21 protein-coding genes are annotated in these 18734 nt (G+C 53.1%); 16 read left to right on the forward strand and 5 right to left on the reverse strand.

Annotated elements, in window-relative coordinates; translation table 11 throughout:
• The first annotated feature begins 3 nt into the window (after positions 1-3).
• The 5 genes from KD147_RS13885 to KD147_RS13905 all read left to right on the forward strand — a co-directional run bounded on the left by KD147_RS13885 (position 4) and on the right by KD147_RS13905 (position 3728).
• Positions 4-1008: an OmpA family protein gene (locus KD147_RS13885; protein WP_212548255.1), complete on the forward strand. Its 1005-nt coding sequence runs from the start codon at positions 4-6 to the stop codon at positions 1006-1008.
• Positions 1005-1811: a ParA family protein gene (locus tag KD147_RS13890; RefSeq protein WP_105254965.1), complete on the forward strand. Its 807-nt coding sequence runs from the start codon at positions 1005-1007 to the stop codon at positions 1809-1811. The genes KD147_RS13885 and KD147_RS13890 overlap by 4 nt, the downstream gene beginning before the upstream one ends.
• A complete protein-coding gene (locus KD147_RS13895; RefSeq protein ID WP_234399159.1) occupies positions 1808-2749 on the forward strand; it encodes a chemotaxis protein CheW in 942 nt (313 codons plus the stop codon). Before KD147_RS13890 ends, KD147_RS13895 begins: the two co-directional genes overlap by 4 nt.
• 64 nt (positions 2750-2813) lie before the next feature.
• Positions 2814-3308 (forward strand): chemotaxis protein CheW, encoded by a 495-nt coding sequence (locus KD147_RS13900; RefSeq protein ID WP_105254966.1) that lies wholly within the window; start codon positions 2814-2816, stop codon positions 3306-3308.
• Positions 3309-3311: 3 nt separating this feature from the next.
• Entirely contained in the window at positions 3312-3728 is a 417-nt protein-coding gene (locus tag KD147_RS13905; RefSeq protein WP_249319315.1) for a DUF2802 domain-containing protein, read from the forward strand.
• On the opposite strand, the gene KD147_RS13910 is transcribed toward KD147_RS13905, so the two are convergent.
• Entirely contained in the window at positions 3725-4030 is a 306-nt protein-coding gene (locus KD147_RS13910) for an EscU/YscU/HrcU family type III secretion system export apparatus switch protein (RefSeq protein ID WP_105254968.1), read from the reverse strand. The two genes, KD147_RS13905 and KD147_RS13910, sit on opposite strands and share 4 nt — an antisense overlap.
• Before the next feature lie 2 nt (positions 4031-4032).
• Entirely contained in the window at positions 4033-6375 is a 2343-nt protein-coding gene (locus KD147_RS13915) for a flagellar hook-length control protein FliK (protein ID WP_212548256.1), read from the reverse strand.
• A gap of 102 nt (positions 6376-6477) precedes the next feature.
• On the opposite strand from KD147_RS13915, the gene ccmA reads away from it, so the two are divergent.
• Genes ccmA through KD147_RS13965 form a run of 10 tightly spaced genes read left to right on the forward strand, consistent with a single transcriptional unit; the run spans position 6478 to position 14162 of the window.
• Complete coding sequence (gene ccmA / locus KD147_RS13920) at positions 6478-7098, forward strand: cytochrome c biogenesis heme-transporting ATPase CcmA (protein ID WP_105254970.1); 621 nt, start codon at positions 6478-6480, stop codon at positions 7096-7098.
• Positions 7098-7784 carry a heme exporter protein CcmB gene (gene ccmB / locus KD147_RS13925; RefSeq protein WP_105255193.1) on the forward strand — a complete coding sequence of 229 codons (687 nt, stop codon included), beginning with the start codon at positions 7098-7100 and terminating at the stop codon, positions 7782-7784. The genes ccmA and ccmB overlap by 1 nt, the downstream gene beginning before the upstream one ends.
• Positions 7784-8521 (forward strand): heme ABC transporter permease, encoded by a 738-nt coding sequence (locus tag KD147_RS13930; protein ID WP_105190497.1) that lies wholly within the window; start codon positions 7784-7786, stop codon positions 8519-8521. Before ccmB ends, KD147_RS13930 begins: the two co-directional genes overlap by 1 nt.
• Before the next feature lies 1 nt (position 8522).
• Complete coding sequence (gene ccmD / locus KD147_RS13935) at positions 8523-8738, forward strand: heme exporter protein CcmD (RefSeq protein WP_105190496.1); 216 nt, start codon at positions 8523-8525, stop codon at positions 8736-8738.
• Positions 8735-9211 carry a cytochrome c maturation protein CcmE gene (gene ccmE / locus KD147_RS13940; RefSeq protein ID WP_105190495.1) on the forward strand — a complete coding sequence of 159 codons (477 nt, stop codon included), beginning with the start codon at positions 8735-8737 and terminating at the stop codon, positions 9209-9211. The genes ccmD and ccmE overlap by 4 nt, the downstream gene beginning before the upstream one ends.
• Before the next feature lie 3 nt (positions 9212-9214).
• Complete coding sequence (locus KD147_RS13945) at positions 9215-11155, forward strand: heme lyase CcmF/NrfE family subunit (protein ID WP_212548257.1); 1941 nt, start codon at positions 9215-9217, stop codon at positions 11153-11155.
• The gene (locus KD147_RS13950; protein ID WP_212548258.1) at positions 11152-11715 is read left to right on the forward strand and encodes a redoxin family protein; all 564 of its coding nucleotides are present in this window, start codon (positions 11152-11154) and stop codon (positions 11713-11715) included. Before KD147_RS13945 ends, KD147_RS13950 begins: the two co-directional genes overlap by 4 nt.
• 1 nt (position 11716) lies before the next feature.
• Complete coding sequence (locus tag KD147_RS13955; protein WP_212548259.1) at positions 11717-12178, forward strand: cytochrome c-type biogenesis protein; 462 nt, start codon at positions 11717-11719, stop codon at positions 12176-12178.
• The gene (ccmI, locus tag KD147_RS13960; RefSeq protein WP_212548260.1) at positions 12178-13416 is read left to right on the forward strand and encodes a c-type cytochrome biogenesis protein CcmI; all 1239 of its coding nucleotides are present in this window, start codon (positions 12178-12180) and stop codon (positions 13414-13416) included. Before KD147_RS13955 ends, ccmI begins: the two co-directional genes overlap by 1 nt.
• Positions 13417-13424: 8 nt before the next feature.
• The gene (locus KD147_RS13965; protein ID WP_212548261.1) at positions 13425-14162 is read left to right on the forward strand and encodes an MlaA family lipoprotein; all 738 of its coding nucleotides are present in this window, start codon (positions 13425-13427) and stop codon (positions 14160-14162) included.
• A 48-nt stretch (positions 14163-14210) separates the two neighbouring features.
• Here the strand turns inward: KD147_RS13965 and KD147_RS13970 are convergent, their stop codons facing one another.
• Positions 14211-15431 (reverse strand): EAL and HDOD domain-containing protein, encoded by a 1221-nt coding sequence (locus KD147_RS13970; RefSeq protein WP_105254976.1) that lies wholly within the window; start codon positions 15429-15431, stop codon positions 14211-14213.
• 377 nt (positions 15432-15808) lie between these two features.
• Between KD147_RS13970 and putP the strand changes: the two genes are divergently transcribed.
• Positions 15809-17347, forward strand: a complete 1539-nt coding sequence (gene putP, locus KD147_RS13975; RefSeq protein ID WP_158678932.1) for a sodium/proline symporter PutP — start codon at positions 15809-15811, stop codon at positions 17345-17347.
• A 98-nt stretch (positions 17348-17445) separates the two neighbouring features.
• Here putP and KD147_RS13980 read toward each other — a convergent pair whose 3' ends face one another.
• Both KD147_RS13980 and KD147_RS13985 read right to left on the reverse strand, forming a co-directional pair.
• A complete protein-coding gene (locus KD147_RS13980; RefSeq protein ID WP_212548262.1) occupies positions 17446-18165 on the reverse strand; it encodes a DUF3379 family protein in 720 nt (239 codons plus the stop codon).
• Positions 18158-18733, reverse strand: coding sequence for a sigma-70 family RNA polymerase sigma factor (locus KD147_RS13985; protein WP_267894159.1), 576 nt, complete (start codon positions 18731-18733; stop codon positions 18158-18160). Before KD147_RS13985 ends, KD147_RS13980 begins: the two co-directional genes overlap by 8 nt.
• Position 18734: the final 1 nt, after the last annotated feature.

Genomic DNA, 18734 nt, shown 5'->3' on the forward strand with positions numbered 1-18734 from the left:
CCTATGCGTCTGCGCCACCGTCGAGCTCAAGCAAAAGCATCACAACATACCCATAGGTGGTTGGTGTCTTACGCCGACTATATGACCATTATGTTTGCCTTGTTTGTGGTGCTGTACGCCATAGCCATCAATCATAAAGACGAGCAGTTCAAGGTGTTTTCGCAATCCTTGGAGCAGATCTTCACCAAGGCGACTCAGGCCCCCGCCAGTGATGACACCGGCGCCGCCGCCGAGGGGTTACTGACCCAACCCCTGCCGGCCAATGAGGCCCTCTTGTATGGTCAAAGCCTGCAAAGGGAGCGTCAGGCCAGCCACCACCTGTTACCCGAGCACGGTGATGTGACTCAGCTGCCGCAGCAGCAGTTGGGCGAGCCATTGGAGCGCCTGGTCGATGAGCTCACCAACACCTTGCTTAAAGAGATACGCCAGGGCGATGCACAGTTACAGCTCGATCAGGACTGGCTTACCATAGAAATGAATTCCGCCATGGTCTTTGCCAGCGCCAGTGCCACCGTGACTCACCAAGCCGAAGCGGTGATCGCCCGTATTGCCCAGGTGTTAGCGCCACAGCGTAATTACCTGCGTATTCGTGGCTACACCGACGACCAGAGTATTAATAACGAATTATTCAGCTCCAACTGGCAGCTGTCGGCGGCCCGTGCCGCGGCGGTGGTCAAGCAGTTGCAGCAGGAGCAGATAGTCCCCGAGCGTATGGCCCTTGAAGGCTATGGCCAATACAGCCCCTTTGCCGATAACGGCACTGCACAAGGACGGGCAAAAAATCGTAAGGTGGTGATTGCCATCTCCAAGTACGCCCTGCCGGAGCCAAAGGCTGTGCCACAGGCTGTGCCACAGGCTTCACCTGAAGCATCACTAACAGCTCAGCCTCAAGGCAAGCAGACAGAGCAGGAAATTCATAGGCCGGGACAAGATAACAGCATTAAAATTATACAGCTTCCCCATGGCGGCATTCGCATTACCACGCGCAGCGAGGATAACGAGCAATGAAAGTTTGGACTGTGGCGAACCAAAAAGGCGGCGTTGGGAAAACCACTACCTCGGTGGCCTTGGCCGGATTGCTGGCGGAGCAGGGTAAGCGCGTCTTGCTTATCGACACCGATCCGCACGCGTCTTTGACCTATTACTTTGGCATTGACTCTGAGCGCATCGAAATCAGCGCTTATGATGTATTTTCCCGCGGCAAGGAAATGCAAAGAGAAGAAATCCTGCAGGCCTTGTGTCCATCCGGGGTCGATAATATCGATATCCTGCCGGCCACCATGGCCATTGCCACCTTGGACAGAAGCATGGGCACGCAAAGCGGCATGGGGCTGATCCTTAAAAAGGTGCTGGCGAAGATAACGGATGACTATGATTATGCCATTTTAGATTGCCCTCCCGTGCTTGGGGTGTTGATGGTCAATGCCTTGGCCGCCAGCGAGCATGTTTTAGTGCCGGTGCAAACCGAATTTTTGGCCCTTAAGGGCCTGGAACGCATGATGCGCACCATGGAGCTGATGCAAATGAGCGCCGCCCCTAAGGGGAGTGGCGATGCCCCCGGCATAGCCTACAAATATACTGTGGTGGCAACCATGTTTGATAAGCGCACCAAGGCGTCTTTGGTGGCCTATAAACAGTTGCAGGCCAGCTATGGCGACAATGTCTGGCCCGGGGTGATCCCCATAGACACTAAATTCCGCGATGCCAGCTTGGCACAGCAGGTGCCCAGTAAGCATTTCAGCAAGGCTCGTGGGGTGCAGGCCTACCGCCATTTGCTTGACTACCTACAACAGCGGGAAGGGCGCAAATGAGCGGAACGAACGATCAGGTTATGCGCCAATACCTCGATGCCCTGCTGCAGGAAGACTCCTTTGAGGAACCACAGCAAACGCCTCGAGAGCCGCAGCCGAAAATAGCCAAGCAAGTCGCCAAGGCCAAACCTCATAACCCCTTGTCGCCAATGGCGCAAGAAGAGCTGGCCATGAGTGCCGTGGCGCAATTATTGGCGCAGGTGGAGCTCAGGTCGCAGCCGCGCCCACAGCTTCAAGAGCCACCGGCGCCGCAGGTGACCCAACAGGAGCAGGTACAGGAAGTGACGCCTATGCCGGTTGCCGAACCAACCCAGGCCAAAGCGGTGTCACCCGTGCCCGAAGCTTCGCCAGTGCCTTCGGCGGAGCTTGCACTCGCGACTTCATCCGAACCTTTGAGCGAGCCAGCGGCAAACCCCTTACTAAAGCCGCAGGAAAATAACGCCGAGGAAACGCCATTACGAGCCCCGCAGGCGGCGCGCGAGCAATATATGCAGGGCGAGTTTCAGGCCTTGTTTTTCGAGGTGGCCGGTTTAACCCTGGCGGTACCGCTAAAATCCCTCGGCGGCATTCATCAGCGCACCGAGCTGAATCAATTGTTCGGTAAGCCCGAGTGGTTTAGCGGGGTGATGTTAAACCGGGATGAGAAAATTAATGTGGTTGATACCGCCCGTTGGGTGATGCCAGAAAAATATGACAAACAATTACAACAGGCATTAAACTACAAGTACGTGATTATGCTCGGAGAATCCCAGTGGGGACTGAGCGCTGAAACCCTTATCAACAACGTCACGCTAAAAAGCGAAGACGTAAAATGGCGGCAAAGTCATGGTAAAAGACCCTGGTTGGCCGGCGTTATAAAAGAAAAAATGTGTGCTTTAATCGATGTCGAAAACTTACAGCTGCTGCTAGAGCAGGGACTCGATAGTCAGGCGCAATAAAAGTATCAACTATATATGCCAGTTTGGCCGTTACTGTGACGGCCAATTTTAAATGGAGCCAAGTATGAGCGAACAGAGACAAGTCTCAGCACATGATGTCGACAGTAGTGATGAGGTGTTGCAATGGGTGACCTTCCGTCTGCAGGAAGAAACCTATGGTATTAACGTAATGCAGGTGCAAGAAGTGCTGCGTTATACCGACATTGCTCCTGTGCCTGGTGCGCCCAATTATGTGCTTGGGATCATTAATCTGCGCGGCAATGTGGTTACCGTGATTGATACCCGTGCCCGCTTTGGCCTGGTGGATGCCGAGGTTACCGAGCAATCACGTATCGTGATTATTGAGGCGGAAAAGCAGGTGATCGGCATTTTGGTCGACTCGGTGGCGGAAGTGGTCTATCTGCGCAGCTCGGATATCGACAGTGCGCCGAATATCGGCACAGATGAAAGCGCCAAGTTTATTCAAGGAGTCTCTAATCGCGATGGTGAGTTATTGATCTTGGTCGATTTGAATAAACTGCTCAATGACGATGAGTGGGATGAGCTGAGTAACCTGTAAGCAATGAACGAACTGACAACTTCTATGCTGATTGGCGCCGGTGTGATTTTGCTCCTGGCGGTGGCTGTGGTGATCTTATGGCTGCGTTTGACGCGACTGCACGCCGGTCATGAGCGCCTGCTTTCGCAATTGGCTCACGCCGATCAGGGGCAAGATCAAACCCAAATTCTGCGCGCCGAAATTGCCGAGGTGCGCACCGCGGTTGAAAATATTGCCAACCATGTCCAGCATCTGCAAGGCAGAACCGAGGAGCTGGCGCAGCAACAGCATAGCTTTAAAGATGCGGATCCCCAGGCCAAGTTGTATTCACGGGCGGTAAAAATGATTGAACTTGGTGCACCACTCGATGAGGTGATGCGTGAATGTGAACTACCGTTGGCGGAAGCTGAACTGCTTTTCTCTCTGCATCAAAAAAACTAGGCTTTGATATTGAGCTTATTGCTAAAGTTCTGCCACCCCGGCGGATACTTTCCCCGTAACACGTAGGAAAAAGCGATAAGCTCGGCTATCACATAATAGAGCTCCGGCGGGATCTCTTGCCCTTGTTGCAAGGCGGCCAAGGTGTTCGCCAGCTCCTTATCCTGATGAATTAAAATTCCCTGTTGCTCGGCGGCATTGATTATCTGCTGGGCCAGCTCACCGAAACCCTTGGCGCTGACATGAGGCGCGCTGCCTTCTTGGTAAAGCAGGCCAATGGCACTGCGTTGCTCGTTATGCTTCATGACTACACCTTTAGATTCACTATGCTGTGGCGGCGATAGAATGCTTGCCACCGGCGCGCCTGTTGTTCGCTGACTTGTTGCACCTCAATGGCGGGCACGGATAAGCCGTGCTGCTGCAGGTTGCGCCTTAAGTCTTCGCTGTGTTGCTGCGCCAATTCGCTTAGGGCATGGGAGCCGGCCTTAAGGGCACAGTTAAGCTGCTGTTGGCTCAGTTGTGCCTGCACGCTGAGCTCACCCTGTTTACCGTAATCGAACTGCATGCGCACAAACCACACCTCATGCGTTTCCCCTTGATTATTCTTTTTTTGATAACGCCCCAGCGTCAGTTCGCTGTGCCCGACATCCGGTGGCAGGCGCATGGGTAATAACAGCTGCACCAAGGCATTACTATCTTGCTGCGCGACCTGAGTCTGTGTGCCGGGTTGAGTACTAAGCTGGGCGCTAAGTTGGGGGGTCATCTGCTGTTGTATGGGGGCCAGCTCATCAATCAGCGCCTGCGCCGCCGGAGATTGCAATTGTTGCAGCAGATTATCCGCACGCAGTTGTTGTTCCGGGCCTTTTCCGCTGTTACCAAGCAAGAGTTGCAACAGGGGGAGTAAGCCATTGTTGGTCTTTGGTACAGCCTGTGGCACAGCCTGGGTAACGTTGCCAGGGGCATCGGAAATTGGCGCCGCCACCAAGGCGGTCACCAGCTGATCGAGCCTGGCACTGAGCGAGCTTTGCCACTGCTGTGGTGACAGGGTCCAGGGTTGCAGTTGGGCGCGAATTTGCGTCGCATTTTGCACGCTGGGTGTATGTGGTCCTATCATTTTGGCGAAGGCCTGATTGACCAGCTGTTGCAGCTCCTTCGGCGCCTGCATAAGCTGAGTGTCGAGTTGGGTCAAATGATGACGCAGCTGCTGGCCCGGTGTTAGCAATTTTTGCAGCGTTTGCGTCAGGGTTTGGGTTAAGGGCAAGGGCGTTAGCGCCGCGACCTTGTTTGACTGAACGTGTGCCGACAAGCTCGCTGAAGAAGTCGTATCCTTTACGGGCCCAGGTTGGAGTTGAGATTGAGAGCCGGGCAGCATTAGGCCAGACGAGGGGTGAGCGGGAATACTGACCCTGACCAAGCCTTGCATTTGCACTATCAGTGCCAGCAGGGGCGCCTGTTGGCGCACTTGGTTTGGCACCACGGGCATGGCGCTGCGCAGGGGCCTTTGCTCCTGGCCTGTTTCGGGCAAGGGATGCATTGGCGAGACTTGCAGCAGGGGGGTTAACAAGCCCTTGGCATGGCTTTGCAACAGGGATGGGGGCAAAGCGTGGGACTTATCCTGCAGTGCCGCGCCCATAAGCTTGTTATACAGGGCCGCCTGCCAACTGAGCACCTGCGGCAGAAGCTGTGTTTTGAGTGTATTTGCTTTGGCATTTGCTCCGGTGGCCGTGGTCGGGGGAGTTGCCGTTAGCTCGCCCGAGTCCGGCATTGGGGCCTTAGCGCCAGCGAGCGTCGGTACCTGGGTGTTTAGGCGCAGGCTGGGAGGCTGCAGTTGCAGTTGTAATTGGCCGCTGTTATCCAATTTAGCCATGACCGGCTGGGGTTGCCCCTGCAGCAAAGCGACTTCGCCTTGGCGCAGCACCACTTGGGTCAAAGGCGTTTGCTGGCCATGGGCAAGCGTCAGTAACAGCTGCGCCAGCGACTGGGCCGTCGGGCTGCCAGGCGTGCTTGTCTGCGGCGTTAATTCCAGTCTCGGCGCACTGTTGACCAGCCATTGCATCAGTTTATTATCGGCTAAGGGGAGGGGCAGGCGGGTTTGATTATTTAGCACTAGGTGTGCCTGTATCCGTGATTGCCCTTGCGCCAGACTAAGCTCCACCGCCAGCGCTTGTGTGCCTTCACCGAGCAAGGCCAAGGTGGCATTATTGATTTGCAGGCTGGCTGCCAATTGCGGTAATTGGATACGACCCTGATTATCGAGGTAAGCGGCGAGTTGGAGTGTTTGCGCCGTCGTCCCTGAGTTTTTTGGCGCCGCCAAGGCTGACACTAGCTGATATAGCAACTGGGCTTTATCGACATTAAGGCTGATCTCGCTTGGGCGTAGCTGCAACTGGCCATTGACACCCAGGCGGATTTCGGCGCTTTCCAGGCGCAGGCCTGCAAGCTGGGGTTGCGGGGGGCTGAGTGTCAAGGTGGTGCTTTGCCAATGTCCCTGCACACGCACTTCCATGCTTATCTGCTGGGGTTCAATGCGAATGTTACGGGCCGCCAAGAGGCGCTCTTGGGGGAGTTGCTCCTGCGGTTTAGCCGCGTTCGAAACGGTCATTTCCAGCGCCGAAGCCTGGTTAGTTAAAGGGGCAAATGGACCCGACATATTCCCCCCTGCACGAGATCAAAGTTTTGCCTGCAATTTTTCGCATTAGCTTAGCATTATGGTAGACTATCGCCCAATTTTAAGCATTGAGAAACCCTGTTTGTGCTACACGTTGACGCAGTCACTTGTATAAAGCAAGAGCGATGTTTGTTCGAAGACCTGAGTTTTAACCTAAAGTCGGGTGAGATCATGCAGTTAGAAGGCCCTAACGGGGCCGGAAAAACCTCGCTATTACGTATTTTAGCGGGCTTCGCCGAGCCTATGCAGGGGCAAGTAAAATTTAACCAGCAGTGTATTGGTCGTAATTATGACGAGTACGCCGAGAATGTGCTGTTTATCGGTCATAAAACCGGCGTGAACACTGCGCTTAATGCCTTAGAAAATTGTCAGTTTTGGCTTAATACCCATGGTCTCGAAAGCGGCTTAGATCTCTACGAGGTGCTTGCCGACCTGGGTCTGGTTGGTCTTGAAGATGTGCCGGTGCGTCAGCTTTCTGCTGGGCAGCAGCGCCGTGTGGCCCTGGCGCGTTTATGGTTAAATCGCGCGCCCCTGTGGTTGTTGGATGAGCCCTTCACCGCGGTGGACAAAAAAGGCGTGCAACTGCTGCAGCAGCGTTTTGCCGAGCATCTGGCCACTGGCGGGGCAATTTTGCTAACTAGCCACCAGGACCTCACCACGCACTTTGATAAGCTTATCAAGTTGCAGCTGGAGTATCGCATTTGATAGCACAGAATCATTCTTATTGGCGCGTGTGGGCCAGTGTGTATAAAAAAGATGTTCGTCTGGCGTTTCGCCAGCGCAGTGACATTATCAATCCGTTATTGTTCTTTTTAATCGTTATCACCTTGTTTCCGCTGGGCATTGGTCCCGAGCCCAATCTACTGGCGCGCATGGCGCCTGGGATTATCTGGGTGGCGGCCTTATTGGCGACCATGTTGGGTCTGGACAAGCTCTTTCGCGACGATTACTTGGACGGCACCTTGGAGCAACTGATGTTGTCGCCTTTTCCGCTGTCGTTGAGCGTTTCGGCTAAGGTGGCGGCACACTGGACGGTCACTGGGTTGCCCATGGTTATTTTAGCGCCACTGTTCGCGCTTTTGATGAATTTACAATCGCAGGCTCTGAGCGCCATGATGCTGACCCTGCTGATCGGCACGCCGCTGCTGAGCTTGATTGGCGCCATTGGTGCCGGGCTTACCGTGGGCCTGCAAAAGGGTGGGGTACTATTAAGTCTTTTGGTCCTGCCGCTCTATATACCCGTATTAATTTTCGCGACCTCCGCCATCGATACCGCCAGTATGTCCCTGGCTTATGGCGGCCAGCTTGCGATTTTAGGCGCATTTTTAGCGGTCGCTATCGTGCTTGCGCCTATTGCCGTTTCATCAGCATTGAAAGTGAGTATTAACTAATGTGGAAGTGGTTACATCCCTACGCTAAGGCCGAAAGAGCCTATCAGTTGTGTAACACCCTGCTACCCTATTTTGCCGTGGTTGCCGTGCTTGGCATCCTGGTGGGTTGGGTATGGGGGCTGGCCTTTGCGCCTGCTGACTACCAACAAAAAGACAGCTATCGCATAATCTTTATCCATGTGCCGTCGGCTATTTGGTCCATGGGGGCGTATTCGTCCATGGCCATCGCTGCCTTGGTGGCCCTGGTGTGGCAAATTCGCAATGCCCAGCTGGCGGTGATTGCCATTGCGCCGGTAGGCGCGGCCATGACTGTGATTGCGCTGTTGACCGGTGCCGCCTGGGGTAAACCCATGTGGGGTGCCTGGTGGGTGTGGGATGCCCGTTTGACCTCAGAGTTGATTCTGTTGTTTTTATACCTGGGTGTGATGTCTCTTTATCATGCCTTTGAAGATAAGCGCGCCGGGGGTAAGGCGGCGTCTATTCTTGCTTTGGTTGGCGTGGTTAATCTGCCGATTATTCATTTCTCGGTAGAGTGGTGGAATACCCTGCATCAGGGCGCCACCATCACCAAATTCGATACCTCGGCCATTGACCCGAGCATGTTCTGGCCCTTGATGATTAATATCCTTGGTTTTGCCGGCTTCCTAGGTGCGGTGACGCTAATTCGCCTGAAAACAGAAATCCTAAAAAGCGAACAACATCGCCCCTGGGTGAAAGCCCTGGCGGGAGGCAAATAAGATGCAGTTTGACAGTCTTTCAGAATTTTTCGCCATGGGCGGCTACGCCTTTTATGTATGGTTATCGTTCGGCAGCTGTGCGTTAATTCTTATCGCCCTGGTGGTAAGCTCGGTTCAAGAGAAACGTAAATTATTACAGCAGGTATCGGCACAAACAGCCCGAGAGCAACGTATTGAAAAAGCCAAGCAGGCTAAGCAGCAGGAGTCGCAGTCATGAACCCAAGACGTAAAAAACGCCTATTAACCATTATTGCTTTGTTATTCGGCCTATCCAGCGCCGTGGGCCTGACTTTGTACGCACTGCAAGAAAACATTAACCTCTTCTATACCCCGAGCGAGTTGATCAACGGTAAAGGTCCTGAGCTTGAAAAGCCTAGTGTGGGACAAAAGCTGCGTATCGGCGGCATGGTGGTACCGGGCTCGGTCAAGCGTGATGAAAACTCGCTATTCGTTGAGTTTAAGCTGATCGATAGTGGCCCCATGGTAACCATTCGCTATAAAGGCATTTTGCCTGATCTGTTCCGTGAGGGGCAGGGCATAGTGGCACAGGGCACCCTGATTGAAAGCGATGTGATCGAGGCATTCGAAGTGCTGGCGAAGCACGATGAAGAATATATGCCCGAAGAAGTCGCCGAAGCGGTGAAGGGTATAAAGCACCAGAAACCAACTTATAACAACAACGGCTACTAAGTTATGATCCCAGAGCTCGGTTATTTTTCATTAACCCTGGCAATGGTGCTCTGTGTGCTGTTGTTTATTTTTCCCATGTGGGGCGCGCACACAGGCAATTTACGCCTGATGCGCGCGGCGCCGTCATTGGCGGTGGGCCAGTTTATCTTTGTGCTGCTTTCATTTGCGGCGCTGATTTACGCCAGTCTGACCGACGACTTCACCGTGGCCTATGTGGCCCACCACTCAAGTAGTACCTTACCCTGGTATTACAAGATCACCTCGACCTGGGGCGGCCACGAAGGGGCCATTCTTCTGTGGCTGGTGATGCAGGCCGGCTGGACTGCGGCGGTGGCGCTGATGTCCAAATCACTGCCTTGGCCATTGCGCGCCCGAGTCCTCGGGGTACTGGGCTTTTTGGCCGTCGGTTTTATGCTCTACACCCTGTTGATGTCGAGCCCGTTTGACCGCCTGTTGCCTTATTATCCGGTGGAAGGACGTGACCTGAACCCGCTGTTGCAAGACCCGGGCATGATCATTCACCCGCCGCTTTTGTATATGGGCTATGTTGGTTTGTCTGTTTCCTTTGCCTTTGCCATTGCCGCACTGCTTACCGGCCAGTTGGATAACCTTTGGGCCAAATGGTCGCGCCCCTGGACCATGGCGGCGTGGGGCTTTTTAACCCTAGGTATCACCATCGGTAGTTGGTGGGCCTATGCGGAACTTGGCTGGGGTGGCTGGTGGTTCTGGGATCCGGTGGAAAACGCTTCCCTGATGCCTTGGCTGGTAGCCACGGCACTGCTGCACTCCCTAGCGGTGACGGAAAAACGCGGGATCTTTAAATCCTGGACCGTGCTATTGGCCATTGCCGCTTTCTCATTGAGTCTATTGGGTACCTTTATCGTGCGCTCGGGCATTATTGTTTCGGTACACGCTTTTGCCTCGGACCCGGATCGCGGCATGTTTATCCTTGCCTTCCTGGCTATAGTCGTGGGTGGCGGGTTAACGCTTTATGCCCTGCGCGCAGGCCATGTATCGAGTGAAGGTCGCTATAGCCTGTTTTCTCGTGAGGTAGCGCTGTGGCTGAATAATATTCTCCTGGTGGTAGCAACGCTGATCGTTCTACTGGGTACGCTATTGCCGATGATCCACAAGGAGCTGGGTCTGGGCTCGATTTCCATCGGCGAACCCTTCTTCAATCAGATGTTTACCTATTTGATCGTGCCCTTTGCCTTATTGCTGGGTGCGGCGCCGCTGCTGCGCTGGAAGCAAAACAAGCTGAAGCAGGTGGCGGGTAAATACGGTCTGGGCGTGATCATTGCCTTGGTACTTACCGCGGCCTGGTTGTTTAGCAGCTTCGCCAAGGTCAGCGCCATTACCTTTATGGCCACCGCGTTAGCGCTGTGGATTGTGGTGATGAGCGCTCAAGATCTGCTGCAGAAAACCGCTCAGGCACAATCGATTAAGCGTTTGGGCTTGAGCTATTGGGCGATGCTGCTGGGTCATATAGGTTTGGCCTTGGTGATTATGTCCGTGGCCCTGACCTCGGCTTATTCAACGGAGCGTGATGTGCGCGTTGTGCCCGGCGAGCAGGTGGCCTTGGGTGGCTATGATTTCCGCTTCGATGGCGTCAAGGTGATCCGTGGACCAAACTACACCGGTCATGCCGGGGTGGTCACCGTATTTAAACAAGGCGAGCAGGAAACCGTGCTGCACGCGGAGAAGCGTCGCTACGATATCGGCATGCAGTTTATGACCGAAGCCGCCGTGGACGCCGGCCTGAGCCGAGATCTCTATTTGGCCCTGGGCGAGCAGCTCACCGGTGGTGCCTGGTCATTGCGTATTTATCATAAACCCTTTGTACGGGTGATGTGGCTCGGCGGTATTTTAATTGCCCTGGCCGGATTTATCGTCTTATTTGATCGCCGTTATCGTCGTCGTAATCCCAAGGAGGCACAGGCATGAATAAAAAGTGGTTGGTATTGACGCCACTGGCGGTGTTTTTGCTGCTGTGCGTATTTCTGTTAAAAGGCTTGTTTTCCGACCCACGTGAGCTGCAAAGCGGCCGTGTGAATCAGGCACTGCCAGCCTTTGATTTGCCGGATCTGATGACGCCGCAAAAGCGTTGGACCAATGCCGACATGGCTGGACAAACCTATTTGATTAACGTTTGGGGCACCTGGTGCCCGACCTGTCTGGCGGAACTGGGTTATTTAACCGAGTTGCGCGAGCGCGGCGTGACCATAGTGGGTTTGTACTACGAGCAGGGCTATGATCCGGACTTCGGCGACCGTTTCGACTTAACGGCGTTGCAACAGGAAGTGCGCGATATGTTGGCCCGTGCCGGCGACCCTTATCAATTCAATATGCTGGATTTAGACCGCCAGTTTATTTTGGACCTGGGCGTTTCCGGGGCGCCGGAGACCTTCTTGGTCAATGGCGAAGGCAAGGTGCTGGTGCATCACACCGGTGATGTTAACGCGCGAGTGTGGCGTGCCAAATTTGCGCCTTTGCTGGGAGAATAACATGCGTTTTGTGTTTGTATTATTAGCCTTGGTATTTGCGGTTTCTGCCAGCGCGGTGGAAGAAAAATATGACTTCGCCAACGAAGAGCAAGCGGCCCTTTTTGCCGAACTGACCAAGGAGCTGCGTTGCCCTAAGTGTCAAAACCAGAATATCGCCGACTCCGATGCCGTGGTTGCCAAGGATCTGCGCGATAAGGTCGAACAACTGGTCAAAGAAGGGCAGAGCAAGGACCAGGTTATCGATTACATGATCGATCGTTATGGTTACTTTGTGCATTATCAGCCACCGGTCACCCCTGCTACTATTTTGCTGTGGATACTGCCCGGTCTGATCGTGGTTGGCGGCTTCGCCTTTATTGTTCTGCGCCAGAAAAAGGCGGCGCAAAAAGCCCGTTGGTCTGAGGCCGACGAGCAGCAACTGCAAAAGTTCATCACGCGCTATAAGCGCAAGGAGTCTGCGTAATGTTGTCATTATGGGGGGCCTTTGCGGCCTTAGCGATTGCCGCCTTGGTATTTGTCTGTTGGCCGTTTTTCCGTCGCTTTGAAAGCGATGTGAACCCAAGCGTCAATGCCGAGCGCATCGATATTTTTGAACAACGTCAGCAGGAGCTGGCCGATGATTTAGCGCTGGGGCGCATTTCGCAAACGAGTTTTGACGAGTCCTTACTGGAACTTAAAAGACGCCTGCTGAATGACTTAGCGCCGGAACAACAACTGCAAAGTCGCGGTAACAACCGCATTTTGGCGCTGACTGGTACCGCCTTTTTGGTGCTGCTCAGTGCGGTGTTCTATTATTTTACCGGTAATCAGGCCCAGCTTAAGGCGTGGGAACAGGCCATGGTTGAGCTGCCGGAACTGGGCGAGCGTGCGGTGATGGGTAAAGGCGAGCCCCTTGATGCCAACGAGCGTCAGGCACTGCTACTGGGCTTGCGTACCCGCTTGGCGCAGGACGGTGATGATGCGGTGGCCTGGCTGATGCTAGGGCGTGTGGCCATGACCTTAAACGATTACGAAATGGCCATGCAGGCATTCGATAAGGTGTTGGCGATGGACCCTGAAAACCTCAGTGCCAAGGTGAGTTATGCCCAGTCGCTGTTGATCAAAGGCGATGAGATGGCGATGAACCAAGCGGCCAAGCTGCTGTCGCAAGTGCTGCAGGTGCAGCCGCAAAATATTGATGCTATTTCTATGCTGGCATTAATCGCTTACGAGCGTAAGGATTGGACCGAGGCCAAGAGTGCCTTTGAGCTGATTTTAGCGACCATGACCGAACAAGACCCGCGTTATGCCATGGTCAGCGAACGCATTGCCGAAATCGACTCGCGCCTGGCGCAAGAGCAAAACAGCGAGCCGACTCACCAGGTGCAGGTGCAGGTGACTCTGGCCGAGGAGATAGCGAATCGCATTCCTCATAATGCCGTGTTGTTTGTGTTTGCCAAGGCCGCCGAGGGACCCGCCATGCCATTGGCGGTGAAGCGCTTTGAGCAATTTAGCTTGCCCATGAGTGTGACTTTAAGCGAGGCAGATGCCATGATGGCGCAATTGAGTTTGCAGCAGTTCGAACAAATTCAAGTGATTGCCCGTATCTCAAAAGATGGTGACGTGGCTGTTGCGCTGGGTGAATTAGAAGGTAAATCACAGCCCTTTAACCGCCTGCAGCAACCGAGTGTCAACGTGACCATAGATACCTTGATTCAGTAGGATAGACGATGCTTAAAAAGACTTTAATGACCTTATCGGCGCTGCTGCTAGCGGCCTGTGCTCAGGTGCCGCCGGAGAAAGAAGACCCGCGCGACCCGTTGCAAAGTGTTAACCGTCCTATCTATGACTTCAATATGGACGTCCTCGACGCTTATATTTTACGTCCTGTAGCAGTCGGTTATGTAGAGGTGACCCCGGCTCCGGTGCGTCGTTCAATCGCCAATTTCACCGACAATATCAGCGCCCCTACGAATGCCATTAACGCCGCGCTGCAAGGCAAGGCGGATCGCACCGGCATCGCCGTGGCGCGCTTTTTGGTCAATACCACGGTGGGTATCGCTGGCTTGTTCGATGTGGCAACCAGCTTAGGCCTTGAATATGTTGATGAAGACTTTGGCCAGACCCTGGGGGTTTGGGGTATAGGTGATGGCGCCTACCTGATGTTGCCGGGTATGGGTCCAAGCACCGCCCGCAACCTCACAGGCGATGTGGTGGATAACTTCGTGTTGCCGGAAATCGCCCTGAGTACACCGGAAACCATCCTGGTGTTTGTGTTGAAAGTGGTGGAAACCCGTGCTTCGTTGATCCCTCAAGAAAGCCTGTTGAACGAGTCGCTGGACCCATATACCTTTGTTAAGGACGTCTATTATCAACGTCAGCTGTATGAGCTGTACGATGGCAACCCGCCGCTTGAAGAAGAGCCGGAAGCCGAAGAATATGATGATAACTTTCTGGAAAATCTATAATAAAAAAAGCCTGCATTGAGCAGGCTTTTTTTATTTATCAATGCGGGCTTACATAATCGCCTGCATTTGTTCATGGGCCCATTGAATGGCCTCATGGTAGGCATCGGGCACCCGCTTGGCATCAAGCTTCATTTTATCTATGGTGCCATTGGCCTGTTGCCACTGGGCTTGTTCGTATTGCTCAACCAGAGCCAGGTAATCACCTAGTTCGCCCTCGCCGTCGCGCAGCGCCGCCTTGATATCGTTGGCCAAGGGTAAGCGCTCTACCACTTCAGCCATGCTTTGATCTAAGATGGCATCAAGCAGCGACATCATAGCCGTTAGGAAGGCGCGGCTCGCGTCCACCTGATCCGGATGCTGCTCCGCTAATATTTCGGCAAAACGGGCTCGGGTTAAGGACAAGCGCATCAGTTCAGCGGGTTTATCCGAGGATAACTGGGCGGCAAATAACAGGGATAAGAACTTTTTGATTTCCTTGGCACCAAGCACCACTAAGGCCTGCTTAATGGTGGCGATTTCCGTACGGCGTTTAAACATGGCCGAGTTGGAATAGCGCAGCAGCTTGTAGGAAAGGTTAACGTCGCGCTCGAACACCGCGGTGATCTTGGCGAGGTCCAGTTCGGTGGTGGAGGTTTCATAAAGCAGCTCCGCCAGGGTCAGCTCGGAAGGCGGCAGTGCTTTACTTTGCACCATTTCCGGCTTGGAGAAGAAGAAGCCCTGGAAAAAGCTAAAGCCAAGATCCATCGCCTGTTGATACTGCTCATGGGTTTCGACCTTTTCCGCCAGCAGTTTAATATGGGGGAAAGCTTTAATGGCGTCGATCACTTCCTCGATTTGCTCCACCGGGGTTTGCAAATAATCGATTTTGATAATGTCGATATAGGGGTAGAAGTGACGCCAGACATTCTGGTGTTTGTAGTCATCGAGCGCCAGGGTATAGCCGCGCTCTTTGAGCTCCTTGGTGAGGGCCAGCAGGCGTTTGCCCGGTTGCACCGTCTCAAGGATTTCCACGACGATTTCGTCGCTCCCCATGGTGGTGGCATAGCCCTTGGCCAGCGTTTCCAGGGTGAAATTAATATAGGCGGGCTTGTTTCCGGTTAGCTCTTCAAGGCCAAAGGTAAACTGACTGCCTTCAATCAGTCGCGAAGTGGCTTCGTCGCCATTGATCTGGGGGAATACGTTATCAAGACCATCGCGAAAGAGGAGTTCATAGCCTACCAGGGATTTATCTCTGTCGAGAATGGGTTGTCGCGCAGCGTAGAAATTCATTTGTCACATCCAAACTGGTTGCTTATTAGTTAGAGCCATAGTCCGTTACGGGTGCCATTTAATCTGACTCAAATTGTTCTACCAATATATGAGAAATTTAAGTGGCTTTCACCCAGTATTATATACTTTTGTCACGATTAAAAAGTACTTTTTACTTTAAAACAACATACTAGGCTCAGGTCTAGCCTCTGGTGTTGCCATTATGGCAACGAGTCGAACAATTTTGCGACAAACGCACTAATTGGAGTTGCCCCCGTTCGCCATGCTATAGTAGGCGACTCGGTTGTAATCGACAGCCGTATAACACAATAACAAATAGCTTTGAGCCCTGCTGCGGCCAAGGCACGCACTATTTAGCGCTAAAGTTGGAGGCTAGTTTGGAATTAGGTACGATAATATCACTCGCCATTTATTTTATTGCCATGCTTGGCATAGGCTTGTATGCCTATAAAAAATCGACCGATGATGTATCTGGCTATATGCTCGGTGGTCGAAACCTATCGCCAAGTGTTGCCGCCCTGTCAGCCGGGGCTTCGGATATGAGTGGTTGGTTACTTATGGGCTTGCCTGGAGCCATGTATTTATTTGGCTTGAGCAAGGTATGGATTGCCATCGGTCTGGTACTCGGTGCCTGGGCTAACTACTTCCTGGTTGCACCGCGTTTGCGTGTGTACACGGAAAGAGCCAATGACGCCATTACCATCCCGGATTACTTTGCCAATCGCTTTGCCGATAACAAAAACATTCTTCGCGTTATTTCTGCCATCGTCATCATCGTCTTCTTCACCTTGTACACCTCATCCGGTGTGGTTGCCGGCGGTAAGCTGTTCGAGAATTCCTTTGGTATGAGTTACGAAACCGGCTTGTATGTGACCACCGGCGTGGTGGTGCTATACACCCTGTTTGGTGGCTTTTTAGCGGTGAGCATGACCGACTTCGTCCAGGGTTGTATCATGTTTGTGTCGTTACTGGCGGTGCCGGTGGCCACCTATATGATGCTTGATCAACCGGTGTTCGAAACGCTTGGCAATGCCAGTTATGATTTGCTGTTGGCCTCGCCTAAAGAAAGCGAAGTGCATGCAATGAATATGATGGACTGGTTTGCCGGTGGCTCTACCATTGCCATTATTTCTGCCATGGCCTGGGGTCTAGGTTATTTTGGTCAGCCGCATATTATTGTGCGCTTTATGTCGGTGCGCTCGGTGAAGGTAATGCCGACCATGCGTCGTATCGGTATGTCGTGGATGACCTTGTCGGCCATAGGTGCGGTATTAACCGGTTTATTTGGTGCCGCCTATATGCTGGAAAATCAAATGCCCATCGACGACAAAGAAACCATCTTCCTGGTTCTTTCCGAGCTGCTGTTCCACCCCTTGGTGGCCGGTTTCCTACTGGCGGCTATTTTGGCGGCCATCATGAGTACCATTTCATCTCAGCTATTGGTGTGCTCTAGCTCGCTGACCGAGGACTTCTATCGCATTTATGTGCGCCGAGAAGCGTCTCAAAAAGAATTGGTATTGATAGGCCGTATTAGTGTGCTGTTAGTGGCCCTGTGTGCCATTTACCTTGCCTACGACCGCGACAGTTCGATTCTGGATCTGGTAAGTAATGCCTGGGCTGGGTTCGGTGCCGCCTTTGGTCCATTGGTTCTGTTTAGCCTGTACTGGAAACGCATGAACCTGCAAGGCGCGATTGCCGGTATGGTGGTGGGTGCCGCGACCGTGTTGTTCTGGATTTATGCACCTATCAGCATTAACGGTCAAAGCCTGAGCAGCATTATTTATGAAATCGTCCCTGGCTTTATCCTGTCGTGTATCGCCATTGTGGTGGTGTCACTGGCAACCAAAGAGCCAAGCGACGAGCTTATTGCTACCTTTGAGCAGGTAGAGGATTCGCTGAAAGCCGAACTTAACTAAGCCCAAGCTAAGAGCTAGTTTATAGCTCGCTTAGAGACACAAAAAAGCCACCCTTAGTTTGCTGAGGGTGGCTTTTTGCTATCCGGGGTAGCACCGCTTTATAACCAATGCAGCGATTGGTTGATACGACTTTGATATTCATCGATGGGCGCCTTGGCGGCGGCCACTAAAATGGCATCACCCTGCGGGAAGTGGGAAACCCGCCCGGCAAAACGCTGATCGGAGAAGTAGTTATCGCCCAGGTATTCATTATTGGTGGGAACGATAAATACCGTCATGGGGCCAAAGTCCGACTCAAACACCAGGTGCAGACTCTTCTGCCCCTTAAAGCGGCAAAAGCGAGCATAGGTCACCTCTCCGGGCAGGGCACTTAACTGGCCACCCAATTCACTAAGACGGGCATTGACCGTCGCCATATCGAGACGATCCTGGGATTCCAGCGAGTCGATTTCATGATAGACATGAGCCAGGGCATGCTCACCTATGGTGAGCGTGGGACTATTCAGTTGATACAGGGCGACGGTAAACACCATGGCAATGCTGGCAGCCAGCGCCAGATACCAAGGACGCTTAACCGAGCCGGGCATGGGCGCGCAAACGTCACTCCCGTCATCGCTCATGCTTTGCCTCAGAATAATCTTGTCGGCCAGGCTCTCCGGCACGGGCACCTGCATGGCCTGCTGGAGCTCCTTATCAAAGCTCTTGAGCTCATTGACCAGGGCCAAGCGCTCGGGACTTTGTTGTGCGTACTCAAGCAGCGCTTTGTCTTTGTCGTGCGGCTGGGCTAAAAGGCGCCGACGAAATTCGAGTTCATCCATTGGGGGCCTCTGTAAATTTATCATCGTTACGAGTTAATGCGTCTTTTAGCTGGTTTCGAGCCCGATATAAGCGCGTCATTACCGTGTTTTTGTTGAGATTAAGGATGTTGGCTATTTCCTCGCCGCTGCAGCCGGCCATCACCTGTAATACCAGTGGCTCCCTATATTCATCCGGTAAGGCCATGATATGCCGTTGCAGAACGGTCAGCTCCATATCGTCATCCAGGGCGGTATTGTGTTCATCAACCAGGGTGTCCTGCTCTACATCGCTGTAATCAAATTGTTTACGTTCAAAACGGCGGGCGTTTTCTCGACGCAATATGGTCAGCAGCCACGACTTTGCCGCGCCCTGATCCTGCAAGGAATCCAACGATCGCCACGCTCTTAAAAATGTTTCTTGGACCAGGTCTTCCGCCACAGTGGCATCCTTGCAAAGCCAAAAGGCAAAGCGATAGAGCTCTTTGTGGTACACCTGCACCAGCGCTTCATAGCGCTTTTGTTTATCTGCCATGCCCATAAAGACCTGTAATAGCGAAAAATGATTTCGTAAAAGGAGAAAATTTTGCACC

Origin of the sequence: Pseudoalteromonas sp. BDTF-M6, assembly GCF_018334135.1 — a bacterium.
In the GTDB taxonomy this organism is placed as follows: Bacteria; Pseudomonadota; Gammaproteobacteria; order Enterobacterales; family Alteromonadaceae; genus Pseudoalteromonas.